Raw genomic sequence first — 25,685 nt, 5'->3', positions numbered from 1 at the left:
CGACGTCCCCCACGTCAGTCAGCCGTGATGTAGCCGATATCCTCGAAGATGTCGCAGCGGGCGACCGGATCGGGATCGCCGGGGTTGCGCTCCTGGATCCCGGACAGGTCTCGGTCTGCCCGAACCGTGTAGCTCGCGATCGCACGGACCTCGCCGTCATCGAAGGTAAAGGGTTCGCCAACCAGTGACTGGTAGTCGTAGCTGATCTCGACGAACATCACCGCCTCGTCCTCAAACGCGATGACCTCTTCGCCCACCGGACCCATGCCGGGGAAGGTGTCGGCGCTCTCCCCGTCGCCTTCCACGCCGTAGGAGCTCGCGTGGTTCTTTAGGCCCACGCAGCGCTGCCAGTTGATGAATTGCTGATTGTCGGAGCCGGGCACCACCTCCAGGCTGCTCAGGATGACGCGACCATGGGTGAAGAGGTCGATGCTCTGCCCTCCCTGCAACTCCGCCCCGAAGAACAGGTCGTTGATGTCGCCCTCGTAGATCTTGCGGTCCTCGATCATAGACTGGTCCCCGATGCGCGATGCGTTGTCGGCGATCAGGTTGGCGAGTTGTGTCACTTTCATCTGCACGAGAACGCGGTTGGCGACTTCCGCACCCATCAGGCCAACGCCGAGGATGAAGGGAAAGGTCAGCGCGAATTCGGTCATCGCAACGCCGGCGGTATTGCGACGCAGGCGGGAGAGGAGACGCAGCATCATGCGGGGCAACTCCCAAGCGTCGCTTCGTTGACTTGTTGCAGGTTGAAGGGCTGGTTGCGCAGGATCGTGCGTGCGGTAACCGTCACTTGCGGATCGAGATTGACCACGCCCGGTACGGGGAACATGCGATCGTAAGCCGCGGTCACATCGTAAACCACGGCGTCGCGCGCGCCGCTGGTGGCAGCGAGCGCACGGTCTGCATCCCAAACACCGTTGCCGTTCACATCCTCGAACGATTCATTGTTGTTGCAGATGCCATCATGGTTGGTGTCCGTGAAATCCTCCGCCTGTCCCACATCGCTGTAATCCGTGTAGGCGCTGCGGGTGAAAGTCACGGTGGCGCTAGGCACCACACCTTTCACCGCTTCACGAACGGCGGTGTCGAGCGCGGCGGGGTTGTTCGCAAATTTCTCGATGGACGCATCGCGCGCAGCATTCTGCACCGCACCTTCGATCATCGTGTCGGCGTACAGGTTGTAGGTAAGGTCAAAAAGACCCATGATCGTGAGGATCAGGGCAGGGGCGATGAGGGCGAATTCCGCCACCGTAACGGCCTGCTCGTCGCGGGCGAGGCTATGGAGCATGGCGCGCATCAGTTGGTGATCCTCAGTTCGCTCATGGCGCGGGCGATGGCCTCGAAAGCGTCGTTCAGCTGCTCCGCATTGGATGCCTGAAAGGAACGGCCTGGGCCTGCACATTCGGTCATCAAATCGGTCAGCCCGGTGCCGAACGCCACCACCCAAACGGTAATGTTGCGGTTCTTCACCTGCTGACAGGCGACGGCGAACCGGTTTTCGACCACGGCCGACAAGGGATTGATGTCCTGCGTGGCCGGATCCCAGCGGCGCTGATCCAGCCCGTCGATGCCATAGGCACCGTAGGCGAGGTCGTAGGGCTCGGTCTGTCCGTCGGTCAGCCAGATCATGTGACGCGCGCGTTCGTGAGAAGGAGTATCGGCATTTTCGGATGCGAAAAGGCCCGTAGGTGAAAGCAGGCGACCGCCCCAGATCATGCCGATGTCGTGGTAGGTTGCCCCGTAGGGCGCGAGCGTGGCGAGATAGGCATCCAGCTCGTCGCCATCCATCACGGACAGTTTCTTCGCGGCGGCCGGGCAATCGGAAAACCACCAGGTGCCGCTGTCCACATACTCATTCGTGGTGCGGTGCTTGCGTGTATCGAAGGATCCATTGCCGTTGTTCTCGATACGACGGACGTAAATCTCCGCCGGATAACGCGGGCGCCATTGGGTCGAAGGGTCGCCTGAAGAGGGGACGAGATCGATGTCGAGATCGAGCGCGCGGGTGAAATCAACGTTGTCGAAATCGGTGATCTGGTAGGTGTCGCGCTCCTCGATGCAGCCGCCGACTTCGGTGCGCCAGTTGCTGACGTCCAGCGTTACCTCGTCGTATTCCCACACAGCGCGGTCGAAACTGGGCACTTCGCGCACGCGCTCGTACGTCTGCACGTAGTTCGTATCCGTGCTTTTCATGACGCGGCAGGTGCTGCCGCTTCGCCAGGTCTGGTAGCGGGTGCCGTTTTGCACGCGCTGCATGGGCTGGATGAGAAGAACGGCGGCCGGTTCGGCTTGCGCCTGCGTAAAGCTCGAGCCGTTTTCGGTGTCGGTGTAGGTCCAGGAGTTTGCGGGCTGCGAGCCAGTGCAGCTCCACCAGCCGGACTGATCCGCGCTTGCCGACGCATTCCATGTCGCGGCGTAAGTCGACAGTTCGACCCAGTTGCTGCGTGAACCGGATACGTAGTTCCAGTTACGGTTGAATGTGCGCGCCACTTCGCTGTTCGGCACCCTGATGTCGGTGTCGATGCGGCCCTGATAGTGCCAGTCGTCGACGACCCAGTCGTCTTCCAGCAAGTGTCCGACATTCACATTGGTGGCGTAAGGCACGAAGCCATAGCGGATTTCCGTGTTGGGCGCTTTGCCGGCTTCCACCGTCGTGTAGAAGTCGCGAATGGTCTGCTTCAGCGTCTCCAGCCGCGAGAGGGTGTCGCCAGCGTTGGTATGACGCATGGAGCCTGTGGTATCGATCACCATCATCACGTCGAGGTTGCTGAAGTTCAGGATCGCCTCGCATTTCACCGAGACATCGAGACTGTTTTCGCCGAAAATCCGCATCAGGGTTGTGGGGATATCCACTGAGGCGACGCCGGAAATGGCGTAATCGCTTTCCAGCGTCATCTCGAACTGCCGATTGCTGGTGCCGTAGACACCATCGCGAAAGTTTATGTTGAAGAACCGCTGGCCCGTACTGCCCACGTCGTCCGGCACTTCGCCATCGAGAACCACCGATGCGCCAAGGCGTTGCCTGGCCGCCAGCACGCCCGCATCGCAGGCCTGCTGCAATTGTACCTGGCTAAGATAACCGCGCCCCATGTCCACGCCGCTGCCGATCAAGGCCAGCAGCGGGAGGAGGGCTGCGGCCATCATGGCCGTCACATTACCAGAGGTATCGCGTGCGATCCGGCGACCCAGGCAAGTGCCGCCGGCGCAGCGGGATATGAGAGGTTCGGTCACGGCCACCGCAAGTAGCTATCGTGACTGATGTCATTGTTGAGAAAAGCGGTTAAGAAATTGATTTATTCGAGTAGGATAGGCGGCATTGCGCGGCCGCCGTATCAGTCTTCGTCGAGAAGGAAGATGGGCCGGGTGTAAGTGATGAACGGGAATTCGATCCCGGCAAAGCCGAGGAAGCTGTCCATCTGGTAGGAGATGACGAGCTGGATTTCGGTTGCTCCGGCAACGCGCTGGGTGCCGGGAGTGGTAACGATGGCATTCACCCTGTCCTGGTGAAGCAGGTATGGTGCGCCGAGCGCGTGGTTTTCCGCCCAGGTTTCGATCTGCGAATTCGAGATCGTGTTGCCGGTCTGGTATTGCACCATCGCATAGCGCGCCACGTCGGCAGATAGGCCGCGCAGAGCGTTATAGTTCTGCATCGCCACACCCACCTGCAGCACGCCGATCATCATCAGGATGAGGGCGGGGGAAAGAAGCGCGAATTCGATCGCGGCCGAGCCGTTGTCATTGCGGCGAATGCGGGTGAGGAGCTTGCGGATGGTCATGGTCGTCTATCCGATCTGCACGGTCCGGCTGACATTGTAGGTGAAGCCCTGGCCCACGCCCCATTTCGTCCAGATCGGGGCATAGGTGTCGGTCAGATCCACCTGGATGAACTTGTATTCGACACCGCTGCCGCATGTATCAGGCGTGGTGACGTAATCGGTCGAGGTGCCGCAACGATATATTTCCGTGACGGTAATCTGGTCGGTGGTGAGCCCGGTGGAGTTCGCCACGATATCGCGCACGGTGGTTCGCGCTTCAGCCGTCTCCGGAATCACCGCGCGGACGACCGAAGCCGCCTCCGCAGCTCCGCTTTGCAGATCGGTCTGCCGGGCCACCATCGTTGCGACCTCGAAGCCGCCAAGCGCGAGAATCAGCAGGACCGGCGCGACGAAGGCGGTCTCGATTGCCATCGATCCGCGTTCGTTCGCCCGCAGGCGCGAAAGTCGGCGAAGGTGGGAGGCGAGATGGCGCATCATGCCACCAGCCTCACCTTCGATGCGGTGCTGACGACCGTGGTGTCTTCACTCGAACCGCCGGGGCAGAACGTCTGCATGTCGGTGGTACCGGTCAGGGTAATGTTCTTGGCTGCGATCATCAGGCACTGGCTGGTCACGCCCGCTGTCCCAGCGAAGAAGACCTCGCTGTTCGGGAAATAAAGCGTGCCGTTCAGGATCGTATTGGCGTTGCCGTTGATGCGTTGGCCATTATTGCCTGCGCCCGGACCGTCGCGATCCTCGAACACCAGCATCCCTGCAAGCTCGTTGGCTTCTTCAGGAGACACGCCGATGGCCATCAGGTCGGCGGCTGTCATCGCCGTCAGGTTCACGTCCGCACCGCCGTTGATGACGATGGAGGCCCCTTCATAGAGAACGAACATGACGCCCGCGCCGCTGACTTCGTGCTGCCCGTTGATTTGCAACTGCCCGCCAACGATGTTGTAAACGCCGGGAGCGAAAGCCGTATTGCAGCCGATCTGAATGTCGCTGTAGGTGCCCGGACGGACGTTACCCGCCTCGCCCCCTTCGATAATACGGACGTTCGAATAGGTGACGGTGCGGCTACCGGTCCAATGCTCGTGCTTTTTATTTGCACCCTGGCCGACATCGTTGGCCCCGTTATCTGGCGTTACAGTAGTCCCTTCGACGGTGCCATTCGGCACGATAATTTGCCTCTGCGTCGTGGTGATGTCCGAATCTTCTTTCGGATTAGGATTATCCCATGGAACCATGCTGTTATGATTGGGGCCTTCATAATAGCTGTAAGTGCGCTGAATCCTCACGGTTTCGTCGGCATAGGTCGTGTCACTCTCAGCGGAGCAGCTGTATGTGCGCGGGGTCTGCGATTCTCTGGGGTTGGGCGGAGACAGTTCGGCGAAGGGATCGTAGAGTCCGCTCATGTACTCCATGATGACGTCGTCGGTATTGTCCTTCAGCCACTGGTCGACACCGCCGGCCGAGAGAATCCACCCCGCTTCGATTTCCGGATTGCCGTTCACCTTGATCGAAAGATCGTCGGTGGACAGTGCTGCCATGCCGCAGCTGGCGGTCAGCACGGCGTTACCGCCGATGGTCACGGCGCCTTCGTCGTCCTCGTCGGTCGCGATCAGGCAGCTGGTGAAGGTCACGCCTTCCTCGAAACTGGCCTGCGCATAGGCATAGACCTCTGCCGCATCGCCGGTAAGGAAGCTGGAGAAGGGAAGTTCCTTGGATGCCGTGGCGGACACGGCAACGGAATTGTCCGTACCGCCGGCAAAGTCTGCCAGACGAATATCCGGGGCGGTGTTGAAATCATCGGTTGCAGAGAGGTTGGCTTCGAACTCCTGCAGCGCACGAAGCTGGTACGTGCCCTCAGTTTCCTCTTCCGCCGCGGCCCAGGCACCGGCGACCGCCGCCTGATCGACGGCGAACTGCAATTCGCGTTTCCACATGTACCACTGCGTCACATCGACACCCAGGCCCGCGCCGCCGATCAGCACGGGCATTCCCAAGGCAACCAGAAGCGTGGCATTACCGCTGCGACATTGCGCAAGGTCGCCCAGTGTATTGCGGATAAGCTTGCGGATCATTTCGGTGCACCTGTTATTGTTACCACCTGACCACGCAGTATACCGAGGCTGTGGTTTCGCGGGTGTAACCAAGGGGAGTTAACAAGCCGTTTGCCAGGGTCTGCGCGATCCCGGAACGATCCTTGGGCGTGCGGACCGACAATCTTTGACTTGGGCCGGATTTTAAGGTGAAGGCTGTTCGCGCATGTCCTCCGATCTTGTCGAAACCCTGCCTCTGCCTCAGCGCCTCGCTCTGTCGTATGCGCCGCAAAGGACGAAGTCCGCCACGCTGGCCTTGCTCGCGCTCGACACACGCCTGGCAGGGATTATCCGCAACGGCGGAGAACCTGTGATCGCGCAGATGAAGCTCGCCTGGTGGCGGGAGCGGCTGGAGCAGGCTCCGTCCGACTGGCCGATTGGCGAGCCGTTGCTTGCGCTGTTGCGCGGTTGCGGCATCGAGGCGGCGCGGCTCGTGCCACTAGTCGACGGGTGGGAGATGCTCCTGTCAGAAACGCTTGGTCGCCCCGAACTGTCCACCTTCGCACGTGGCCGGGCGCTCGGCTGGGCAGCCGTCAACGATGCATCCGGGCGAGGCCAGCCCGATGCGCCGGTCGAGAAGGCCGGGCGGGAATGGGCGCTGCTGGATCTGGCGATGCATCTCGATAGCGAGGCTGAAGCGGCCATGGCGCGCGAAGCCGCGGCGGCATCGGGCGGCCCGCGCCCGCGCCTGCCAAAGGAAGTGCGCTCGCTCGCGGTGTTGCACAGCCTTTCTCTCAGGGCACACCGTCTCGGCTCGGGCGAATTGCTCGACGGGGCAGGGGCGATGGCAACGGCCTTGCGTGCAGGCCTGCTTGGCATGTAGCGTAAGCCCCCGAATCCAAGGGGGAAATTATCGATGAACCGAATTATCCTGGGCGCCTTCAGCGCATTGCTGCTGGTGGGACTGGGTCTGTTCTGGATACAGGGCAGGGCGCAGGTCGAGAAGGGCGCCCCCCCGCCCGAGCCCGAAAGCGCGCAGGACGCAATCGATCCCGATGCTCTGCCTGTGGCCGACGTTTCGGGCCTGACCGGGCCCGAGCCGCCCGAAGCGAGCGAGCTGACCCGCGAGCAGCGTCGTTTCTTCCGCTATGATCGCAACCGCGACCTGAAGATCACCCGCAATGAAATGCTCTCCACCCGCACGGATTCCTTCCGGAGGCTGGATACCGACGGCAACAACCTGCTGACCTTCGAGGAATGGGCCATCACCACCAGCGATCGCTTCGCGGAGATGGATGCGAACGAGGACGACGAACTGACGCAGGCGGAATTCGCCACCAGCGCACCGAAGCCGAGGGCCACGTCGCGGCCAAGCTGCAATTGCTAGAAGATCAGGCGGGGACGGTCAGGCTCTCCAGCCACTCGCCGAAATCGGCCTTGGCGCGCGAGGTGTAGGCTTCCTTGCGCTGCTTCTTTTTCACCTCGTGCAGAGGCGGGAAGAGGCCGAAGTTCACGTTCATGGGCTGGAAGTGGCTGGCATCGGCATCGCCGGTGATATGGCTCAGCAGCGCGCCCATAGCCGTGGTTGCGGGGGGAGGGGACCACGTCTCGCCCGCCAGCTCGCTTGACGCCATCATGCCGGCCATCAAGCCAACGGCGCTGCTTTCCACATAACCCTCGCAGCCCGTCACCTGTCCGGCGAAGCGGATGTGCGGCGCCGATTTCAGGCGCAGCTGCCGGTCCAGCAATTCGGGCGAATTGATGAAGGTGTTGCGGTGCATCCCGCCAAGCCGCGCGAACTCGGCATTCTCCAGCCCCGGAATGGTGCGGAACAGCTCCACCTGCGCGCCGTACTTCATCTTGGTCTGGAAGCCGACCATGTTCCACAGCGTGCCCAGCTTGTTGTCCTGCCGCAATTGCACCACGGCATAGGGCCAGCGCCCCTGCGGATGTTCCTCGGTGCGGTCGTGCGGATTATCGAGGCCGACGCCTTTCATCGGGCCGTAGCGCAAGGTCTCGACGCCGCGCTCGGCCATCACTTCGATCGGCATGCAGCCATCGAAATAGGGCGTGTCGGCTTCCCATTCCTTGAACTCGCCCTTCTCTGCATCGAGCAGGCCCTGCACGAAGGCCTCGTACTGCTCCTTGTTCATCGGGCAATTGATGTAGTCGCCATCCTCGTTGGAGGCCGCCGTGGTCTTGTTCCAGCGCGACTGGATCCACGCCTTGCTCATGTCGATGCTGTCGCGATAGACGATCGGCGCGATGGCATCGAAGAAGGCGAGCCGGTCCTCGCCGGTCGCACTGACGATGCTCTGCGCCAGGCTGGCAGCGGTGAGAGGCCCGGTGGCGACGATGGTCATGCCGTCCTGCGGTAACTGGTCCACCTTCTCGCGCACGATGGTGATGTTGGGGTGCTCTTCCAGCCGCTTCTGCACTTCGGCGCTGAATACGTCGCGGTCCACCGCCATGGCGCTGCCGGCAGGAACGCGAGCGAGTTCGCCGGCGGACATGATGATGGAATCGAGCCGCCGCATCTCGTGGTGCAACAGGCCGACCGCGTTCTTCTCGTCGTCATCGCTGCGGAACGAATTGGAGCACACCAGTTCGGCCAGTCCGTCGGTCTGGTGTGCGGCCGTCATTTCACCGCAACCGCGCATTTCGGACAGGCGCACTTTCACGCCGCGCTGCGCAAGCTGCCAAGCCGCCTCGCTGCCCGCGAGACCGCCGCCGATGATGTGGACCTGATGTGTCATGACAGCGCAGGTAGGCGAGTTGACGGTCAATTTCGAGGGGGTAGTGTCGGCCCATGGCAAATCGTTTCGCGCGCAACCTCGTCGCCTCCTTCGCAATGATGATCGCTTCCCCGCTGGCCGCGCAGGAGAGCGCGCCTTGCGAGCACTGCTACACGGCAGAGGAAGCACGCGAGGACCTGAGGACACTCTACGCCCGCTTGCAGCAGGAGCACGTCGATCTCTTCGCCCGCCGAAGCCGTACCGAATACGATGCCCATATCGAGAGCCTGCGATCCCGCATCGATGGCCCAATACCGAAGGCAGAGTTCCACCTGATGCTCCACGAAGCGATGGCCCTCGGGAACGTGGGCCACGCCAAGACCGAGGCGGCCATGGGAGACCTCTTCGCCTACGTGGGCGAGGGCGGGGCGATTATTCCCCTGTCGGTCACCTACCGCGACGGCGCGATGGTGACGGACCAGTGGGCGGGCGAGGGCGAAAGCCTGCCGCCCGGCTCCCGCATTACCGGCCTTGGCGGAATATCGCTGGCGGAGTTCGAAAGCCGTGCCCGCTCCATCATATCTGCCGACAGCGACCGCCTGCTCCGCTCGCAGATCGAGCTTGGGCTGCCCGCCTATCTCTATTTCGTCTTCGGGCCGCAGGAGAGCCTCGCAATCGAATACATCGGGCCGGACGGGCAACCTGCCACCGCTTCGGTGTCGGCTATGGGCCTTGGCGAGATGTACGCGATGCAGGCAGCGCGCCCCGTCGCGGCGCCGGACCGTAGCCCCGGTGCGCGTATCCACCGCGACCTTGGCGAGGGCATCTATTACCTCCAGCCCGGCCCGTTCTCAGCAACCGAGGAAGAACGCGGCGAGGACGGCGAGACTTACACCATCGCCCCCTTCCGCGCTTTCGTCGAGGAAGCCTTCACCGCGATCTCGGCCAGCGGAGCGACTGACTTGGTGATCGACCTGCGTGACAACGGCGGCGGCGATGCGAGTTTCTCCGACCTGATCGTGGCGCGACTGGTGGAGGAACCCTACCGCTATGCCTCCCGCTACGAAGTTCGCGCCGGGCCGAACACCAAGGCGGCATGGGCCGACCGGGAGGGCGATGCGAATACGCTCGCAGGCCGGATCGCCGCCGCGCTCGCTTCTGCCGACGATGGCCAGGTGGTGTCGGTCGACCTGCCCCTGACGCAGCCCATTGCCGACAACGCGTTCGACGGGCGCGTGTGGGTGCTGGTCAACCAGCACAGCTATTCCAACGCCGCAGTGGTGGCGGCACTGATGCAGGACCTTGGCATTGCCACCATCGTGGGAGAGGAAACGGCTGACCTGCCCACCACCTACGGCGCGGTGGAGACCTTTGCGCTGCCCAATTCCGGCGCGGTCATCACCTATCCCAAGGCCTACATGGTGCGCCCTTCGGGCGAGGAGACGACGCGCGGGGTTGTGCCGGACTTCGTGATTGCGCCGAACCCTGTGGGCAGCGCCGAAGACGTTATGCTCGAAACCGCTCTGGTGCAGATCAGGGCGGAGCGCTAAGCGCGTCACATGCCTCCCAAGCAGCCCCATCCCGCGCTGGCGCAGAAGCGCCCTTTCCTGGTGCTCAGCATCGTTGCGGCGCTGTCCTATTACTATCTTCAGGCGACGAACCTGCCGGAGCTTTATCTCATCCCGATCAAGGGGTTCGGTGTCGGTTTCCTGGCGATCTACGCTTACCTGCGCCACCAGAGCGGGGATTCGCACCGACTGGCGCTGGCAATGGCCGTGGCGGCATGCGCGGACATGGCCATCGAGTTCGACCTGCGCGTGGGCGCGGCGGTGTTCTTCGTCTTCCACATGCTGGCGGTCTCGGTCTTCATGCGCCACTCGCGCGGCAAGCTGCACGGGGCGGACCAGTGGGCTTTCCTCGCCATCCTGATCTTGCCGCCGGTGATCGGTTATTTCCTGCCCTACGACCGCAATATGGCGTGGGCCGTGGCGATCTACGCCGTCGCGCTGAGCCTCATGGCGGCAAGCGCGTGGATGAGCGATTTTCCTAGGATGCGCGTGGCTGCGGGTGCGTTGCTGTTCGTGGTGTCGGACCTGCTGATCTTCGCACGGCTCGGACCGCTGTCGGGTAGCGAAGTACCCGAATACCTCGTCTGGCCGATCTACTACCTCGGCCAGTTCCTGATCACCGTGGGCGTAGTAACGACGCTGCGGAAGCGGAACCCGGAACTGCGGGTGGCGTGGCGGCGGGAGGACTAGCCTTCAGGCCCAGCCCGCTTCGCGCATCGCATAGCCGTCGTTCCAGATCTTGGTCATGTGGGCTATCCTGCCGTCCTCGAACCGGAAGACGTAGCAATAGTCAGAAGCGATGGCCTTGCCTGTTGGCGGCACGGGTCCACCCTCACCGGAATGGGTGGCACGAAAAACCGCAGCGGCCACGAATGTCCCAGTAGCTTCGTCGCCGCCAAAAGCCAGTAACTCGTAGCTCATGTTGGGCAGCGGTTCGAGCAAATGGGCCATCCACTCGGTATAGCCTTCTACCGTGGTGATTTCTGCAAGAGCATCGGCCTGCGCGGTGAAGACGGCGTCAGGCCGGCACCACTGCTTGCAGACGTCCCAGCCCTTGCCGGTTTCGCAGGCATCGAAAAACGCGAGTGCATCGGAATTGATCGACATAATCTTTCCCCCAAAGACGTAAGAGCGATCCTACGCCAACGGGGGAAGGTAGCGAATCAATTCTCGTCGGCGTCATCCGCGATGTTGTCGTCGCGGTCCAGCGTCGTATCGGGCACCGTTTCGTCACCACCGCCGCGGCGTTCGAGCATTTCCTCGACCACGGCTTCCTCGGCTTCGTTCTCCGGGCTCTCATCCTCGTCGATGCGTGCCGCGCCGACGATGTGTTCGCCCTTCGCGACGTCGAAGATACGGATGCCGGAGGAGCTGCGGCCGTAAATGGCCCAGCCCTGGTGGTTGTCGAAACCGCCTTCCACCAAGTGACGGAAGTTCACCGGCAGGCGGATCAGTTTCGCGCGGTCCGTCACCAGCATCAGCTGCATGCCGTGGCGCACTGGGAAGCTGGCAACGACCGGGCCGTTACGCTCGGGATCGCTGCCGGGCGTGCCGATATTGGTGATGCCTTGTCCGCCGCGACCCGTGGTGCGGTATTCGTAGGCGCTGGAAATCTTGCCGTAGCCGTTGGCGGTGATGGTGAGGATGAATTCCTCGCCTTCGGCCATGGCTTCTACCTGATCTTCGGGCAGGGTGGCTTCGGCGTCGTTGTTCTTCCACGCCGCTGCGCGCAGATAACCGTCGCGCGTTTCCATATCGTGGCCCAGCTTTTCCAGCACGGCAAGCGAGACGACCTTGGCACCGTCCTTCAGGGCCATGCCGCGCACGCCGATACCGGTGCGGCTCTTCGTTTCGCGCGCGTCGGTGGCGGCGAAGCGGATCGCCTTGCCGGCATCGGAGGCGAGGAAAATTTCCTGTTCCTCGTTTAGCAGGCGCACGCCGATCAGCCGGTCCCCGCTACCCTCGACGAAGCCCATCGCGTACTTGCCGTTCGACGGCACATTGGTGAAGGCATCCATCGAGTTGCGGCGGACCATGCCTTGCTCGGTGGCGAAGACGATATTGAGCGCTTCCCACTCGTCCTCGTTCTCCGGCAGAGGCAGCACGTTGGTAACGCGTTCCTCGTCGCCCAAAGGCAGCAGGTTGACCATCGGGCGGCCCTTGGTCTGCGGGCCGCCTTCGGGCAACTTCCACACCTTCAGGCGATAGACGCGGCCCGTATTCGTGAAGAAAAGCACGGGGTTATGCGTCGACGTTACGAACATTTCGACGACGGCATCCTCGTCCTTCGTCGCCATGCCGCTGCGGCCCTTGCCGCCGTGGCGCTGCGCGCGGAATGCCTCCAGCGGGGTGCGCTTGATGTAGCCGGAGTGGGTAACGGTGACGACCATCTCCTCCCGCTCGATCAGGTCCTCGTCCTCGATCCCGTCCCATGCAGGCGCGATTTCGGAGACGCGCGGTGTGGCGAACTGGTCGCGCACTTCCTGCAATTCCTCGCGCATGACGCCGTACAGTTTTGCGCGGTCAGCCAGCAGCGAGAGGTAGTACTCGATCTTGTCGGCCAGTTCCTGCAGTTCGTCGCCGATCTCGTCGCGGCCGAGGGCCGTCAGGCGATGCAGGCGCAGGTCGAGGATGGCTTTCACCTGCCGCTCCGAAAGCTGGTAGGTACCGCCCGCTTCGTCCGCTGTCGGCTCGATGGCTTCGACAAGGCGAATGTACTGCGCGATGTCGCCAATCGGCCATTCCTTGTCGAGCAGCTTCTGCCGCGCGATCTGCGGGTTGGACGATCCGCGGATCATCGCCACCACCTCGTCGAGGTTCGACACGGCGACGACCAGGCCCAACAAGACGTGGGCACGATCACGCGCCTTGTTCAGCTCGAATTTGGTGCGCCGCGTGATGACCTGTTCGCGGAAAGCGATGAAGCTGGAAATGAAATCGCGCAGATCAAGCGTTTCGGGACGTCCACCACGAATGGCGAGCATGTTGGCCGGGAAACTCGCCTGCGCGGGCGTGTGCCGCCACAGCTGGTTCAGCACCACTTCGGGCGTGGCATCGCGCTTCAGTTCGATTACCACCCGCACACCGGCGCGGCTGGATTCGTCGCGGATGTCGGAAATACCCTCGATCCGCTTTTCCTTCGCGGCGTCGGCGATCTTTTCCACCAGGCCGGCCTTGCCCACCTGGTAAGGTATGGAGGTCAACACGATCGACTGGCGATCGTTCTTGCCCGTCTCGATCTCGTGCCGGCTACGCTGGAGAATGGAGCCACGCCCGGTGGTGTAGGCAGAGCGTGCGCCGCTCTTGCCAAGGATCAGCGGGCCGGTGGGGAAATCGGGGCCGGGGATGATCTCGTGCAGCTGCTCTGCCGTGATGCCGGGGTCGTCCATATAGGCGAAGCAGCCGTCGATCACTTCGCCAAGGTTGTGCGGCGGGATGTTGGTGGCCATGCCCACCGCGATGCCACCAGCGCCGTTCACAAGCAGGTTGGGGTAGCGCGCAGGCAGGACGGACGGCTCTTTCTCCGACCCGTCGTAGTTGTCGACGAAATCGACGGTATCCTTGTCGAGGTCGCTCAGCAGCGGGTCCGCCGCCTTGGCAAGGCGGCTTTCCGTATAACGCATGGCCGCCGGCGGATCAGGGTCCATCGAGCCGAAGTTGCCCTGGCCGTCGATCAGCGGCAGGCGCATGGACCACGGCTGCACCATGCGGGCCAGGGCATCGTAGATCGCGCTGTCGCCGTGCGGGTGATAGGAGCCCATCACTTCACCGACGATCTTGGCCGATTTGCGGTAGGGGCGCGTGGAGGTGTAGCCGCCGACTTGCGCTGCATAGAGGATACGGCGGTGGACGGGCTTCAACCCGTCGCGAACGTCGGGGAGGGCGCGGCTGACGATCACGCTCATCGCGTAATCGAGGTAGCTCGTCTTCATCTCCTCGACGATGTCGATGCGTCCGAATTCGCCCGGATTATCCGGCGCGCCAGTAATTTCGTTCTGGTCGCTCACTAACCTGCAATTCCATTATCGTTCTGGTTGTCCGGCAATGTAGGGAAGGGGGGCGAGGGGCACCATAGCAAGCGCGCGAAACGCCCGGTAAAACCGCCCGTTTTCCACACCTCACCGCGCCATTCCTGAATTTTGCCGTCTTACCCCGTTAAAACGCCATTCAGCGCATGACCTGTAGGACATGTTTGCAATCTCGGGCTGAGTGTGCATGAGGCCACGACCGGGAACGACGGGCAGTATCAACGTGTTTACTGCCTGCCAGAATTACCAGGAGAGAATACCACTATGCTTCGCGCTTTCCGCACCACTCGCAACAAATCCATCCGCGGCACCGTTGCCGGTTTCGCCCTTGCCATCGCCCTTGCCGGCGGTGTGTCGATGGGCTCTGCCGCCGTGACGTCCGAAGCTGCGCAGGCGCAGGACAATTCGCGCGGATTCGTTGAAGCCTACCAGCCCGTTGCCGCAATGGTTCAGGGCGAGACCCCGGATGTCGCAGGCGCGCGCGCCGCGATCCCCACGCTGATCGCTGCCATCGAAACCCCTGCCGACCGCAACGTGGCGGGCAATCTCATCCTCAACATCGGCAACCAGCTGTCCGAACCCGCGCTGCAGCGCCAGGGCCTGGAACTGATGCTGGAGAGCGGCCTTGTCGCTCCCGAGCAGGTCGGCCAGTTCAACTGGTTTGTCGGCAGCCTGGCTTTCAATGCCGGTGACTATGCCGCCGCGCGCACCGCGCTGCAGGCCGCCGTGGCCGCCGGCTATTCCGATCCGGAAGCAGACGCCACCGCTCTGGTGGCCGAAAGCTATGCCCGCGAAGACAATTACGAAGCTGCCTACAACACCGTGATGGAAGCCGTGGCCGCTGCCGAAGCCGCGGGCACCACGCCCAGAGAAGGCTGGCTGCTGAGTACGCTGCAGCGCACCTATAACAATGATATGCGCGAAGAAGCCTTGACGACTTCGGAAGCGCTGGTCCGCCACCACGCCAATCAGACGAACTGGGTGAACACCCTGCAGGTCGTGAACGCACTCTACGAACTCGACCCCGAAGTGCGCGTTGACCTCTATCGCTTGATGCGTTCCACCGACGCGCTGACACAGCGTCAGGAATTCGTTCGCTACATAGAGGACCTCGATCCGCGCGTGATGTCGAACGAAGTCCAGGACGTGCTGGCCCTTGGCATGACCGCTGGCGTGTTCGATTCCGCCGACCCGTACTACACCGAAGTGAAGGGCATCGTTGATACCCGTGCTCCGCAGGATCGCAGCGGCATCGAAGGTATCGTCTCCGACGGAGAAAGCGGCGACTCGCTCGACGCCATGAGCGCTGGCGACGTGCTCTACTCGCTGGACGATTTCGCCCGCGCCGAAGGCATGTATCGCATGGCCCTGGAAAAGGGCGCCGATGCAAATACCGCCAACACCCGTATCGGTATCGCTCAGGTTGAGCAGGGCAACTACGCGGCCGCTCTCGAAACCTTCGGCATGGTCGATGGCAACCGCGCACCGGTTGCCCGCATGTGGGCGGCCTACGCTGCCTCGATGATGTAAATATACCTCGACTACGAACGCAAAAACGGCGCGGAAACTTCGGTTTCCGCGCCGTTTTTCATTGGATGGCGTCAGCCGCTAGACGTTGAACTTGAACAGCAAAACGTCGCCGTCCTTCACCAGGTATTCCTTGCCTTCCTGACGCAGTTTCCCCGCCTCGCGTGCCGGACCCTCACCGCCCAGGGCCACATAGTCCTCGTAAGCGATGGTTTCGGCGCGGATGAAGCCCTTTTCGAAATCGGTGTGGATCTCGCCTGCCGCCTGCGGAGCCTTGGCGCTGCCGGGCGTCGTCCACGCGCGAGCTTCCTTCGGGCCGGCCGTGAAGAAGGTCTTGAGGTCGAGCAACTGGTAACCGGCACGGATCACTCGGGCGAGGCCGCTCTCCTCAAGGCCCAATTCGGCGAGATATTCACCGCGTTCCTCCGGCGCCATGCCGACGAGTTCGGACTCGATCGCGGCTGAGACGACCACGGCCTCGGCCCCTTCGGACTTCGCCTTCGCGAACACCTTTTCAGAAAGGGCGTTGCCGGTCGCCGCGTCTTCCTCGGCCACGTTGCACACGTAGAGCACGGGCTTCGCCGTTAATAGCTGCGCCTGGCGGAATAGGCGGGCTTCCTCGTCATCGTTGGGTTCCACCAATCGCGCAGGTTTGCCGTCGCGCAGCAACTCCAGCGCCTGGCCCAGCACGCTGGCGAGCATCTTGGCTTCCTTGTCGCCCGCAGTGGCGCGCTTGGCCGCGTTGTCGACGCGCTTCTCCAGGCTTTCGAGGTCCGCCAGCATCAGTTCGGTTTCCACCACTTCCGCATCGGCGATCGGATCCACCTTGTTCGACACGTGCTGGATATCGTCATCCTCGAAACAGCGCAGCACATGGACGATGGCGTCCACCTCGCGAATGTTGCCGAGGAACTGATTGCCGAGCCCTTCGCCCGAGCTTGCCCCTTTCACGAGGCCAGCAATGTCCACGAACGACAGCTGGGTGTGAATGATCTTGGCGCTGCCGGCGATCTTGGCGATCTGTTCCAGTCTCTCATCCGGCACGGCGACCTGGCCCACATTGGGCTCGATCGTGCAGAACGGATAGTTTGCAGCCTGCGCGGCCTGCGTTTCGGTAAGGGCGTTGAAAAGGGTCGATTTGCCGACGTTGGGCAGACCCACGATCCCGCAGCGGAATCCCATAACTTGCGTGCCTTCATGCGATTGGAAATATGCTCGGCCGCGCCTTAGCCGCCTGCAGGCAGGATTGCCAGCGCCGGGTTTGTGCGAATGGTCATCGCCTGGCGTGGCGTCATGTTCGAAGCGTCGGAAGGGCAGGCCGCCATCGAAGCAGTCAGCTGATCAGTCCTGCATCTTCAGGGCATATTCGCTCATGAAGCGGGCGTCGTCGTCCGCCGCCAGCCACTCCGCACAGCCGCCGATCGCGCCCAGCATCTGCACCAGGTCGTCCATTTCCGATTTGGCGTAGTTGCCCAGCACATGCCCGTGCACGCGGTCCTTGTGGCCAGGATGGCCGATACCGATCCGCACGCGGCGGAAATCCGGGCCAAGGTGCGCGTCGATCGAGCGCAGGCCATTGTGCCCGGCGTGTCCGCCCCCGCGCTTCACCTTGACCTTGGAGGGGGCAAGGTCGAGCTCGTCGTGAAATACGGTCAGCGCCTCGATCGGCAGCTTGTAGAAGCGCATGGCCTCGCCCACGCTGCGGCCGCTTTCGTTCATGAAAGTGCCCGGCTTCAGCAGCAGGACTTTCTCGGACCCGATGCGTCCTTCCTGCAGCCAGCCCTGGAACTTCTTCTGCACCGGGCCGAAATCGTACATGTCGGCCAGCACGTCGCAGGCCATGAAACCCACGTTGTGGCGTTGCATGGCATAGCGTGGGCCGGGATTACCGAGGCCTACCCAGAGTTGCATGGGGATGCCCCCTTCTAGCGCTGGCTCTGCTGAGGAACGCCGGTCTGCGGCGTGTCTTGCGGGGCAATAGCCTGCTGGCTGGTGTTGCCGAGGACCTGCATCACCGAGAGATAGAAATTCGCGCAGGTGTTGGCGAACGTATCAAGCTGCTGGCGATTGGAACTGGCGATAAGGTTGGCCGCGGACCTGAACTGGGACACCGCCTCTGCCGAGGAATAGTGGCTGAGACGCCCGGCATAGAACGCCGAGATGATCGTGAGGTTGTTCAGGATGTCCACCCGCTGCTCTGGCGGCAGGCTGGCCGTGTTGAGCAGTTCCGTCCGGCGTTGCTGCATCAGCACGAAGCACTGGAAGTCCTGCGGATCGGCAGGCAGCGTGCCCTGCTGCTGGGCGAAGGCGGGGGTGGAGGCGGGGACTGACGAAATCGCCAGCCCCGCGCCCAGTGCAAGAGTGGATGCGAGTGCGCGAAGGCGCATTATTCGCTCTTCTCTTCCTGCTCTTCTTCAGCGTCCGCATCGGGACCCTGTTCGGTTGCAGCGACACCGCCTGCATCGACTTCTTCTTCTTCACCCTCTTCATCGCCGGAACGCTTGAGAGCGGAAGGTGCCACGACGGTGGCAATGGTAAAGTCGCGGTCGGTGATCGCGCTTTCGGAACCTTCGGGCAGCGTGACGGCGCTGATGTGCACCGAATCGCCGACTTCGAGGCCGGTAACGTCGATTTCGATCTCGCCCGGAATCTTGTCCGCTTCGCAGATCAGTTCCAGTTCGTGACGGACCACGTTGAGAACGCCGCCCTTCTTGAGGCCGGGGCTTTCTTCTTCGTTGGTGAAGACGACCGGAACGTTCACGTCGATCTTGGCACCCTTTGCAAGGCGCAGGAAATCGACATGGACCGGACGGTCGGTGACGGGATGAAGGGCCACATCCTTGGGGAGGGTGCGGGTCTTCTTGCCGTCGACAGTGACCTCAACGATGGAGTTCATGAAGTGACCGGTCATCAACAGCTTGACCAGTTCCTTCTCTTCCACGTGGATCGTGGTGGGTTCTTCCTTGCCGCCATAAATAACGGCGGGTACGCGGCCATCGCGACGCAGCGCACGGGAGGCTCCCTTGCCAGCCCGTTCACGCATCTCGGCCGGCAGAGTCAGAGCGTCGCTCATCAGTATTGCCTTTCGATTGCATATGTATCTGCTACCGCGCCTCCAGGGATGACATCGGCAGCAGGCCGCGCGTCTAGCAGGAAACGCTGCAAAAGCAACTACTGGATACGGCGCACTTCATAGCCGCGCCGGTCAAGCATTGCGACCACGCCTTCCTCGCCGATCACGTGGCCCGCACCCACGGCGACGAAGGGCCTGCGCCGCGCCTCGATCAGCTCGGCGATACGCGGCACCCAGCGCGCATTCCTCTCGGTCAGCAGGACCCGGCGCAATTCGGGCGAGAACTGGAGCGAATTGTTGACGTGCGATGCCAGCACGTCCTCGTCCCCCGTCAGCCAGGCGATCAGCATTTCCTGGTCCGAGTTCGCCTCGTGCGATCGCGCCACGCCGTAGAGCAGGTCGCTCTGCGCTGCCTGCGAAAGGGTGTCGAACATGCCGAGCTGGGCGGCAAAGCTCTCCAGTCCGATCACTTCGCCGGCGTTGTGAATCATCACCCGGTCGACGCCGTTGGCGGGATCGCCGGTGCGCACCTCGCCCGACAGCATCATGGCCGCCGCCCAGCTTTCCACCCGCCCGAAGTCGGTCCCGCTCATGTCCGCATCCTCGATGAGTTCGCGAAGAGCAGGGCGTTCGTCCGGCTCGACACGGTCGAGCAGCGGAGGCTGGCCGGGGGTTTCCGAGAGATCGGCGAAAAGGCCCATGCCCGAAGGATCGTCGAGATTGGCGACTTCGACTACCACGACACCGGCGCTTGCGAAGGTCTCGTCGAGCAGCGGGGTACCCCAATAAAGATCGTCGGGCAGGGCGTGAACCGTGCCGAAGACCCAGCCTTTCCCGCCCGAAGGCGCTGTCACCTCCCAGATGGCGGGCGATGCCTCGGGCCAGTCGCTTTCCGGTACGAAAGGGTCGCCGCAGCTTACCAGCCACAGCGACCCGATCAGTACAACAGACTTGAGAAGGCGTTGGATCAATTGTCGATCCGCTCCACCGTCAGGCCGCGCTCTTCCAGCAGGCTCTGCACGCTGCCTTCACCGGCAAGGTGGCCCGCACCCACGGCGACGAATACCGTGCCGGGCGCATCCATGCGCGTCTCGATCCAGTCCACCCAGTTGCGGTTACGGTTCACCAGCAGGCGCTCGTAAAGTTCCGGATCGTCCATTTCCTCGTTCATGATTTCGCCCAGCGTGTCGGCATCGCCTTCGAGCCACTCGGCCTTCATGGCTTCCAGCGAGGATACCGCGCGGTCGAGGTTCTCGACCGTGGCATCGAGCAGTTCCAGCTGCGCGTCCATCGGCAGGGTGTCGAACAGGGCGATCTGCTCCTCCACCGTTTCCAGCGCGCCGCGCTGCTTGTCTTCGCCGCGCTGGCGCAGGACCATCTCGACACCCGAATTCGGCTGCCAGCCAGCCTGCATCAGCGGCAGCATGGCGAGGTTCAGCGTGGCGGCCCATGGCTCGACCGGGTCGAGCGCCGCGGCCGGCACGCCAAGGCCATCGAGAGCCGCTTCGTATTCGGCGCGGTTTTCCTCGGTCATCAGGCTGCGCAGCGTCTGGCCTTCGGGCAGCATGGCGAGGCTCGCCATCATCTGCGCGGAGCTTGCCGCTTCGTCCATGTCGATCTCGAACACGAGTTCTTCGGAGGCGTCGAAGGCGGCGGCGACGCGATCATCGAACCAGGTTTCGCCTTCGGGCAGCACGTGAATGGTGCCGAACAGGTAGATCGTGGTGTCCTCGTCGGACAGGCTCCAGAGGGCAGGGCCGCTGGCTTCGGCGTGGTCGTCCGCCATTGCGGGCGATGCGAGGGTGCCCAGCGAAAGGGCGAGGGCGGAAGCGGTAAGAGTCAGTTTGCGAAACATTGTCGGAATTCCTTAGGTTGGATTGCAGGGTAGTGAAAGTCAGCGCAAGCCGAGCTTGCGAAGGCCGTAGGCGGCGAACATGACGACCGCAGTGGCGAAATAGATTGCGATATGATCGACTTCGGGTGCCAGGCCGAGATCGTGGAAGAGCCACCAGCTCGGCATGGCCACGAAGTAGAAGTAGAAGGCGATGAGCGACGCCCAGAGATTGTCGAGCAGGTCCAGTTCGTCCACCCGGCGGAAATAGCTCCAGGTGAACCACGTGAAGCTCACCAGTGCGACACCCCACATCAGGAAGAAGCTCCAGCCCGGCAGGACGCCGTCGACGAGCAGGTCGGCAGCGTAGCCGGTGACGAAGCCGGCGACGATTGCCACGGCAAAGCCCAGTGCGCAGAACGTCCAGAACCGGTTTCGGCGTATCTTCAGCCGGGCCTCGCCCGACAGGGTTTCACTCGTGTCCGTCATCGAAGATCCCCTCGATTGGCATTTCAAAAAGGCGGGCGATGCGAAAGGCGAGGGGCAGGGAAGGATCGTGCTTCCCGGTCTCGATGGCGTTCACGGCCTGGCGCGATACATCGAGCCTGCCGGCCAGTTCTGCCTGGCTCCAATCGCGTTCCGCACGCAAAACCTTCAGGCGATTGTTCATCAGACGACCAGCGAGACCATCGAACTTACGACGATCGCTCCGATGGAAATCCGGAACGTCAGCGCCTCTTCCCGTGTCATCGGGCGCGAGTGGCAGCTATCGAACAACTTGCGAAACATGGTCTGTCTCCGTCATGCGATCCTGACGATATGTCAGGTATGCATGACTATATGTCGCGATTCGCTGACTATGTCAAGAGAACCTGACAAAAGGAAAGGTATGCGCTACATCGCGCACCCTTATTCCCGTGATTACAACAGATTAATTGATTCGCTCGGCCTCAAGTCCGCGCTCGGCCAGCTTGACCAGCACCGATTCGGGCCCCTCGAAATGGCCCGCACCCACGGCAAGCAGCACGGTGCCGGGCTGTTCCAGGCGGTTTTCAAGCCAGCCTGCCCATTGCGAGTTGCGCCGATCGAGCAGCACGTCGTTGAAAGCCTCGGCAATCTTGCCGCCGCCAAAGCCGAGATCGAAGTCCTCCTCCACCTCGCCGCGGGCCCAGCTGTGCTCCATTTCCCAGTAGTCATCGCCTGTCAGCGACTCCGTTTCGGACGCATAGAGCCCGTCCAGCGTCTTGCCGCTCCATTGGCGCAGGCGCACGTCCAGTTCACTGACGATCGGCCCGTCGTCCACACGGAACAGGCCGTACATCACGCGGCCGAAATCCTCGATGGACTCGATCGGCTTGCCTTTCTCGGCAAATTCCCGCTGCAATACCGTTTCCACGCCGTAATCGTAGCTGGAAGGATCGCCTTCCAGTCCCGACTGTCCGAACCCCAGCAGGGCGACCATCACAGGGATGGAATCCACATATTCGAACGGCAGGCCGCTCTGCGCCACCAGTTCGCGCCAGCGCGGGCGGGCTTGCGGTGATAGCTGGGCGGAGGTGGGCGTGCGGTTCGCCAGCACCCGCGCAATCTTGGGCGCGATGGAGCCCATGGCCCCTTCGCTGTCCTCGTCGCTGGTTTCCACCACCAGCACGTCCGCCTCCTCGATGATCGCGTCGAGGTGCGGATTGCGCCAGCGGAACCCCTCGGGCAGCAGGTGGATCGTGCCCAGCATGTAGATGGTGGTATCCTCGTCGGACAGTTCCCACATCGCCGGCGCCGGATCGTAATCCTGCGTGAAGGCGTAGGGGTCCGCCTCCGTCTGCGCCGAAAGCGGGGCGGCGAGGGTGGTGGCCAGCACGGCGAGGGCGGCGCTCAAACCCTTGAGGATGCGGGGCGACATGCTCTCACCAGACACCGCCGCGCCCGGTCCTGTCAAGCACGCTTCGCGCCTGCGGCATTGACGGCTTGCGGGGCTTGAGCCATTGCGCCGCACCTATGGACCGCAATCCGCAAACGAGCTTCCAAGACATGATCCTCGCCCTCCACGATTTCTGGAGCGCGCAGGGCTGTCTCATCCTGCAACCCTATGACATGCGCATGGGCGCAGGCACCTTCCACACCGCCACCACGCTGCGGGCGCTGGGGCCGGAACCTTGGAACGCCGCCTTCGTGCAGCCGTGCCGCCGCCCGACCGACGGGCGCTATGGCGAGAATCCCAACCGGTTGCAGCACTACTACCAGTACCAGGTGATCCTGAAGCCGAGCCCGCCCGACATCCAGGAGCTTTACCTGAAGTCGCTGGAAGTGATCGGCATCGACCCGCTGAAGCACGACGTGCGCTTCGTGGAGGATGACTGGGAAAGCCCCACGCTGGGCGCATGGGGGCTTGGCTGGGAAGTGTGGTGTGACGGGATGGAAGTCACCCAGTTCACCTATTTCCAGCAGATGGGCGGCTTCGACTGCAAGCCTGTTGCGGGCGAACTGACCTACGGCCTCGAACGCCTCGCCATGTATATCCAGGGCGTCGACAACGTCTACGATCTCAATTTCAACGGCGGCACGTCCTCAAGTAGCGAAGCGGTAGGACGCGAAAGGCGCGTAACCTACGGCGAGGTCTTCCTCGAAAACGAGAAGCAGATGTCGAAGTGGAACTTCGAGGTCGCCGAAACGGACGCCCTGTTCGACCTGTTCAACAAGGCCGAGGCCGAGTGCCGCAACGCGCTCGATGCCGATGTGCCCATCGCCGCCTACGAACAGGCGGTGGAGGCCAGCCACCTGTTCAACCTGCTCCAGGCGCGCGGCGTGATCAGCGTGCAGGAACGCGCCAGCTACATGGCCCGCGTGCGTGATCTGGCGCGCGGCTCCTGCGAGAAATACGCAGAGAAAATGGCGCCCGCGTGGAAAGAGAAATACCCGGAGTGGTCGCTATGAGTGATTTCCTGCTCGAACTGCGCTCCGAAGAGATCCCCGCCCGCATGCAGGCAGGGGCCCGCGCCGAACTGGAAAAGCTGTTCCGCCGCGAAATGGATGCTGCCGGTGTGGACGTGGGCGATATCACCGTATGGTCCACCCCGCGCCGCCTTGCGCTGATTGCGCGCGGTCTGCCGGACGCCACGCAGCCCGTCAGCAGCGAGGAGAAAGGCCCGCCCCTTGGCGCGCCCGATCAGGCGGTTGACGGTTTCTGCCGCAAACAGGGTGTCTCCCGCGAAGACCTCGAAGTGCGCGAGGTGAAGGGCCGCGAGACGTATTTCGCGGTGAAGAACATTCCCGGCCGCGCGACGAAGGACCTGCTGGCCGAGGCGATCCCCGCTATCATCCGCGATTTCTCCTGGCCCAAGTCCATGCGCTGGGGCGAGGCATCCCGCTCGACCGAATCCTTGCGCTGGGTACGCCCGCTGTCGGGCATCGTCGCGCTGCTGGGCGAGGAACTGGTCGAGTGCGAAGTGCACGGCGTCACCTCGGGATGGGTCACGCTGGGCCACCGCTTCCACCACTCGGGCGACATCACCATCGGCAGCGCCGACGACTACGCCGAGAAGCTGCGCGCCTGCCACGTGATCGTTGACCACGAGGAACGTCAGGACATTGTGCGCGAGCGTGCTGCTGCCGTGGCTTCCGAAGCGGGCCTCAAGCTGGTCAAGGACGAGGGGCTGGTGATCGAGAACGCGGGCCTCACCGAATGGCCCGTGCCGCTACTCGGCCGCTTCGACGAGGACTTCCTCGACGTTCCGCCCGAAGTCATCCAACTCACCGCGCGGGTGAACCAGAAGTATTTCGTCTGCGAAAACGCGGACGGCAAACTCGCCAACGCCTTCGTTTGCACCGCCAATATCGAGGCTGCTGACGGCGGCGCGGCGATTGTCGACGGTAACCGCAAGGTGCTGGCTGCGCGTTTGAGCGATGCGCGCTTCTTCTGGGAACTGGACCAGAAGACGCCGCTGCGTGAACACGCGAAGAAGCTGGAGCGGATCACCTTCCACGAAAAGCTAGGTTCCGTGGCCGACAAGGTGGACCGGGTGGCGAAGCTGGCAGAATGGCTCACTTCCGATGCGCGCGCTCCGAACGGCGATCACAACCTTGCGCGGCAGGCCGCCGAATTGAGCAAGTCCGATCTCGTTACCGAAATGGTTGGCGAATTTCCGGAATTGCAGGGCCTGATGGGCGGCTACTACGCCGAGAAGGAAGGCCTGCCGCAGGATGTGGCCGATGCCATCCGCGATCATTACAAGCCGGTGGGACAGGACGACGAAGTTCCGACCGCGCCGCTGACCGTGGCCGTGAGTCTGGCCGACAAGCTCGACAACCTGTTCAGCTTCTTCAACATCGATATCCTGCCTACGGGTTCGAAAGACCCCTTCGCCCTGCGCCGCGCCGCGCTGGGTTACCTGCGACTGGTGCAGGCGAACGGGCTGGAGCTTTCGCTGGAACAGGCCGCGCAGGCGTGGGGCGGGCTGGGCCAGGCAAAGCTCGGCACGCGCGTCGCGGAATTTCTCTCCGACAGGCTGGCCGTGCAGATGCGGGAGGAGGGCGTGCGCCACGACTACATCGCTGCATCGCGCGAATGGCAGGGACACACCGATGCACGAACCGACAGGATCGAAGCGCGTGCGCGCGCTCTCGCCGAATTCCTAAAGACCGACAACGGCACCAACCTCCTCGCCGGATACAAGCGCGCGGCCAATATTCTCAAGAAGGAAGACTGGCTCGGCATCGAGGGCGAAATTGCCCGCACCGGGGAGGAGGACCCGCTGGCGCTGGTTGACGATCCGGACATGAAGGCCGTGGTCGATGCCAAGATGAGCGAGCGCCACGCCCGCGAACTGTCCTACACGCCCGAACCTGCCGAGAAGGCCCTGATCGAGGCGCTCGACGCGGCGGAACCGCAGGCGAGCCAGGCCATTGAAAAGGAAGATTTCGCCGCAGCGATGTCTGCCCTTGCCAGCCTTCGCGCCCCGATCGATGCCTTTTTCGAGGAGGTGACGGTCAATGACCCAGACGAGGACAAGCGCGCTTCGCGGCTGGACCTGCTTGCACGTTTCCGTGCTGCGGTGCACAACGTGGCGGATTTCTCGAAGATCGAGGGTTAGGGCAAAGGTTACACGTCCTACGCCGTCGTTCGG

General features: G+C 62.8%; 25 protein-coding genes. 7 read left to right on the top strand and 18 right to left on the bottom strand.

Translation table 11 applies throughout. The features are described from left to right. Positions 1-14 precede the first annotated feature (14 nt). The 6 genes from D4Q51_RS15025 to D4Q51_RS15000 form a co-directional block, all read right to left on the bottom strand. Entirely contained in the window at positions 15-707 is a 693-nt protein-coding gene (locus D4Q51_RS15025; protein WP_120078623.1) for a TadE/TadG family type IV pilus assembly protein, read from the bottom strand. Continuing rightward, the gene (locus tag D4Q51_RS15020) at positions 704-1,300 is read right to left on the bottom strand and encodes a TadE/TadG family type IV pilus assembly protein (RefSeq protein ID WP_162925354.1); all 597 of its coding nucleotides are present in this window, start codon (positions 1,298-1,300) and stop codon (positions 704-706) included. Before D4Q51_RS15020 ends, D4Q51_RS15025 begins: the two co-directional genes overlap by 4 nt. Further along, the gene (locus D4Q51_RS15015) at positions 1,300-3,234 is read right to left on the bottom strand and encodes a Tad domain-containing protein (RefSeq protein WP_162925353.1); all 1,935 of its coding nucleotides are present in this window, start codon (positions 3,232-3,234) and stop codon (positions 1,300-1,302) included. Before D4Q51_RS15015 ends, D4Q51_RS15020 begins: the two co-directional genes overlap by 1 nt. A gap of 101 nt (positions 3,235-3,335) precedes the next feature. Next, a complete protein-coding gene (locus tag D4Q51_RS15010; RefSeq protein ID WP_120078620.1) occupies positions 3,336-3,779 on the bottom strand; it encodes a TadE/TadG family type IV pilus assembly protein in 444 nt (147 codons plus the stop codon). Positions 3,780-3,785: 6 nt separating this feature from the next. After that, positions 3,786-4,256: a TadE/TadG family type IV pilus assembly protein gene (locus D4Q51_RS15005; RefSeq protein WP_120078619.1), complete on the bottom strand. Its 471-nt coding sequence runs from the start codon at positions 4,254-4,256 to the stop codon at positions 3,786-3,788. Beyond that, a complete protein-coding gene (locus D4Q51_RS15000) occupies positions 4,253-5,845 on the bottom strand; it encodes a TadE/TadG family type IV pilus assembly protein (protein WP_120078618.1) in 1,593 nt (530 codons plus the stop codon). The genes D4Q51_RS15005 and D4Q51_RS15000 overlap by 4 nt, the downstream gene beginning before the upstream one ends. A 184-nt stretch (positions 5,846-6,029) precedes the next feature. Here D4Q51_RS15000 and D4Q51_RS14995 point away from each other — a divergent pair, with 184 nt between their 5' ends. After that, on the top strand, positions 6,030-6,686 hold the full coding sequence (locus tag D4Q51_RS14995; RefSeq protein WP_120078617.1) for a squalene/phytoene synthase family protein: 657 nt from the start codon (positions 6,030-6,032) through the stop codon (positions 6,684-6,686). Between the two features lie 33 nt (positions 6,687-6,719). Next, complete coding sequence (locus D4Q51_RS14990) at positions 6,720-7,190, top strand: EF-hand domain-containing protein (protein WP_120078616.1); 471 nt, start codon at positions 6,720-6,722, stop codon at positions 7,188-7,190. Positions 7,191-7,194: 4 nt separating this feature from the next. On the opposite strand, the gene trmFO is transcribed toward D4Q51_RS14990, so the two are convergent. Further along, complete coding sequence (gene trmFO / locus D4Q51_RS14985) at positions 7,195-8,559, bottom strand: methylenetetrahydrofolate--tRNA-(uracil(54)-C(5))-methyltransferase (FADH(2)-oxidizing) TrmFO (RefSeq protein ID WP_120078615.1); 1,365 nt, start codon at positions 8,557-8,559, stop codon at positions 7,195-7,197. A 53-nt stretch (positions 8,560-8,612) separates the two neighbouring features. Between trmFO and D4Q51_RS14980 the strand changes: the two genes are divergently transcribed. Together D4Q51_RS14980 and D4Q51_RS14975 are read left to right on the top strand one after the other, a co-directional pair. Continuing rightward, positions 8,613-10,088 carry a S41 family peptidase gene (locus D4Q51_RS14980; protein WP_120078614.1) on the top strand — a complete coding sequence of 492 codons (1,476 nt, stop codon included), beginning with the start codon at positions 8,613-8,615 and terminating at the stop codon, positions 10,086-10,088. A gap of 9 nt (positions 10,089-10,097) precedes the next feature. Continuing rightward, entirely contained in the window at positions 10,098-10,796 is a 699-nt protein-coding gene (locus D4Q51_RS14975) for a lysoplasmalogenase family protein (protein WP_120078613.1), read from the top strand. Between the two features lie 3 nt (positions 10,797-10,799). On the opposite strand, the gene D4Q51_RS14970 is transcribed toward D4Q51_RS14975, so the two are convergent. Together D4Q51_RS14970 and gyrA are read right to left on the bottom strand one after the other, a co-directional pair. Further along, a complete protein-coding gene (locus D4Q51_RS14970) occupies positions 10,800-11,213 on the bottom strand; it encodes an ester cyclase (protein ID WP_120078612.1) in 414 nt (137 codons plus the stop codon). Between the two features lie 56 nt (positions 11,214-11,269). After that, a complete protein-coding gene (gyrA, locus tag D4Q51_RS14965) occupies positions 11,270-14,038 on the bottom strand; it encodes a DNA gyrase subunit A (RefSeq protein WP_240624818.1) in 2,769 nt (922 codons plus the stop codon). Positions 14,039-14,398: 360 nt separating this feature from the next. Between gyrA and D4Q51_RS14960 the strand changes: the two genes are divergently transcribed. Continuing rightward, on the top strand, positions 14,399-15,664 hold the full coding sequence (locus D4Q51_RS14960) for a tetratricopeptide repeat protein (protein ID WP_120078610.1): 1,266 nt from the start codon (positions 14,399-14,401) through the stop codon (positions 15,662-15,664). A gap of 78 nt (positions 15,665-15,742) precedes the next feature. Here the strand turns inward: D4Q51_RS14960 and ychF are convergent, their stop codons facing one another. The 9 genes from ychF to D4Q51_RS14915 form a co-directional block, all read right to left on the bottom strand. Next, complete coding sequence (gene ychF / locus D4Q51_RS14955) at positions 15,743-16,843, bottom strand: redox-regulated ATPase YchF (protein WP_120078609.1); 1,101 nt, start codon at positions 16,841-16,843, stop codon at positions 15,743-15,745. A gap of 159 nt (positions 16,844-17,002) precedes the next feature. Continuing rightward, positions 17,003-17,572 carry an aminoacyl-tRNA hydrolase gene (gene pth / locus D4Q51_RS14950; RefSeq protein WP_120078608.1) on the bottom strand — a complete coding sequence of 190 codons (570 nt, stop codon included), beginning with the start codon at positions 17,570-17,572 and terminating at the stop codon, positions 17,003-17,005. A gap of 14 nt (positions 17,573-17,586) precedes the next feature. Next, complete coding sequence (locus D4Q51_RS14945; protein WP_120078607.1) at positions 17,587-18,048, bottom strand: hypothetical protein; 462 nt, start codon at positions 18,046-18,048, stop codon at positions 17,587-17,589. Further along, a complete protein-coding gene (locus D4Q51_RS14940; protein ID WP_120078606.1) occupies positions 18,048-18,734 on the bottom strand; it encodes a 50S ribosomal protein L25/general stress protein Ctc in 687 nt (228 codons plus the stop codon). Before D4Q51_RS14940 ends, D4Q51_RS14945 begins: the two co-directional genes overlap by 1 nt. A 98-nt stretch (positions 18,735-18,832) precedes the next feature. Next, a complete protein-coding gene (locus tag D4Q51_RS14935; RefSeq protein ID WP_120078605.1) occupies positions 18,833-19,705 on the bottom strand; it encodes a TraB/GumN family protein in 873 nt (290 codons plus the stop codon). Then, entirely contained in the window at positions 19,702-20,589 is an 888-nt protein-coding gene (locus D4Q51_RS14930) for a TraB/GumN family protein (protein ID WP_120078604.1), read from the bottom strand. Before D4Q51_RS14930 ends, D4Q51_RS14935 begins: the two co-directional genes overlap by 4 nt. 39 nt (positions 20,590-20,628) lie before the next feature. After that, positions 20,629-21,054, bottom strand: coding sequence for a hypothetical protein (locus D4Q51_RS14925; RefSeq protein ID WP_120078603.1), 426 nt, complete (start codon positions 21,052-21,054; stop codon positions 20,629-20,631). Further along, positions 21,038-21,235, bottom strand: a complete 198-nt coding sequence (locus D4Q51_RS14920; protein ID WP_120078602.1) for a helix-turn-helix transcriptional regulator — start codon at positions 21,233-21,235, stop codon at positions 21,038-21,040. The genes D4Q51_RS14925 and D4Q51_RS14920 overlap by 17 nt, the downstream gene beginning before the upstream one ends. Positions 21,236-21,496: 261 nt before the next feature. Next, positions 21,497-22,465, bottom strand: a complete 969-nt coding sequence (locus D4Q51_RS14915; protein WP_120078601.1) for a TraB/GumN family protein — start codon at positions 22,463-22,465, stop codon at positions 21,497-21,499. Between the two features lie 95 nt (positions 22,466-22,560). Here D4Q51_RS14915 and D4Q51_RS14910 point away from each other — a divergent pair, with 95 nt between their 5' ends. Together D4Q51_RS14910 and glyS are read left to right on the top strand one after the other, a co-directional pair. Then, positions 22,561-23,496 carry a glycine--tRNA ligase subunit alpha gene (locus D4Q51_RS14910; protein ID WP_120078600.1) on the top strand — a complete coding sequence of 312 codons (936 nt, stop codon included), beginning with the start codon at positions 22,561-22,563 and terminating at the stop codon, positions 23,494-23,496. Further along, positions 23,493-25,652, top strand: a complete 2,160-nt coding sequence (glyS, locus tag D4Q51_RS14905) for a glycine--tRNA ligase subunit beta (RefSeq protein WP_120078599.1) — start codon at positions 23,493-23,495, stop codon at positions 25,650-25,652. Before D4Q51_RS14910 ends, glyS begins: the two co-directional genes overlap by 4 nt. Positions 25,653-25,685 lie beyond the last annotated feature (33 nt).

It is taken from the genome of Aurantiacibacter odishensis, assembly GCF_003605195.1.
Taxonomy (GTDB): domain Bacteria; phylum Pseudomonadota; class Alphaproteobacteria; order Sphingomonadales; family Sphingomonadaceae; genus Alteraurantiacibacter; species Alteraurantiacibacter odishensis.
This window is presented reverse-complemented; position numbering and strand designations above follow the sequence as displayed.

Coding starts and splice junctions, on each gene's coding strand:
- D4Q51_RS15025 (WP_120078623.1), bottom strand. CDS start 707: ATGATGCTGCGTCTCCTCTCCCGCCTGCGTCGCAATACCGCCGGCGTT.
- D4Q51_RS15020 (WP_162925354.1), bottom strand. CDS start 1,300: ATGCGCGCCATGCTCCATAGCCTCGCCCGCGACGAGCAGGCCGTTACG.
- D4Q51_RS15010 (WP_120078620.1), bottom strand. CDS start 3,779: ATGACCATCCGCAAGCTCCTCACCCGCATTCGCCGCAATGACAACGGC.
- D4Q51_RS15005 (WP_120078619.1), bottom strand. CDS start 4,256: ATGATGCGCCATCTCGCCTCCCACCTTCGCCGACTTTCGCGCCTGCGG.
- D4Q51_RS15000 (WP_120078618.1), bottom strand. CDS start 5,845: ATGATCCGCAAGCTTATCCGCAATACACTGGGCGACCTTGCGCAATGT.
- D4Q51_RS14995 (WP_120078617.1), top strand. CDS start 6,030: ATGTCCTCCGATCTTGTCGAAACCCTGCCTCTGCCTCAGCGCCTCGCT.
- D4Q51_RS14990 (WP_120078616.1), top strand. CDS start 6,720: ATGAACCGAATTATCCTGGGCGCCTTCAGCGCATTGCTGCTGGTGGGA.
- trmFO (WP_120078615.1), bottom strand. CDS start 8,559: ATGACACATCAGGTCCACATCATCGGCGGCGGTCTCGCGGGCAGCGAG.
- D4Q51_RS14980 (WP_120078614.1), top strand. CDS start 8,613: ATGGCAAATCGTTTCGCGCGCAACCTCGTCGCCTCCTTCGCAATGATG.
- D4Q51_RS14975 (WP_120078613.1), top strand. CDS start 10,098: ATGCCTCCCAAGCAGCCCCATCCCGCGCTGGCGCAGAAGCGCCCTTTC.
- D4Q51_RS14970 (WP_120078612.1), bottom strand. CDS start 11,213: ATGTCGATCAATTCCGATGCACTCGCGTTTTTCGATGCCTGCGAAACC.
- gyrA (WP_240624818.1), bottom strand. CDS start 14,038: ATGAAGACGAGCTACCTCGATTACGCGATGAGCGTGATCGTCAGCCGC.
- D4Q51_RS14960 (WP_120078610.1), top strand. CDS start 14,399: ATGCTTCGCGCTTTCCGCACCACTCGCAACAAATCCATCCGCGGCACC.
- ychF (WP_120078609.1), bottom strand. CDS start 16,843: ATGGGATTCCGCTGCGGGATCGTGGGTCTGCCCAACGTCGGCAAATCG.
- pth (WP_120078608.1), bottom strand. CDS start 17,572: ATGCAACTCTGGGTAGGCCTCGGTAATCCCGGCCCACGCTATGCCATG.
- D4Q51_RS14945 (WP_120078607.1), bottom strand. CDS start 18,048: ATGCGCCTTCGCGCACTCGCATCCACTCTTGCACTGGGCGCGGGGCTG.
- D4Q51_RS14940 (WP_120078606.1), bottom strand. CDS start 18,734: ATGAGCGACGCTCTGACTCTGCCGGCCGAGATGCGTGAACGGGCTGGC.
- D4Q51_RS14930 (WP_120078604.1), bottom strand. CDS start 20,589: ATGTTTCGCAAACTGACTCTTACCGCTTCCGCCCTCGCCCTTTCGCTG.
- D4Q51_RS14925 (WP_120078603.1), bottom strand. CDS start 21,054: ATGACGGACACGAGTGAAACCCTGTCGGGCGAGGCCCGGCTGAAGATA.
- D4Q51_RS14920 (WP_120078602.1), bottom strand. CDS start 21,235: ATGAACAATCGCCTGAAGGTTTTGCGTGCGGAACGCGATTGGAGCCAG.
- D4Q51_RS14915 (WP_120078601.1), bottom strand. CDS start 22,465: ATGTCGCCCCGCATCCTCAAGGGTTTGAGCGCCGCCCTCGCCGTGCTG.
- D4Q51_RS14910 (WP_120078600.1), top strand. CDS start 22,561: ATGGACCGCAATCCGCAAACGAGCTTCCAAGACATGATCCTCGCCCTC.
- glyS (WP_120078599.1), top strand. CDS start 23,493: ATGAGTGATTTCCTGCTCGAACTGCGCTCCGAAGAGATCCCCGCCCGC.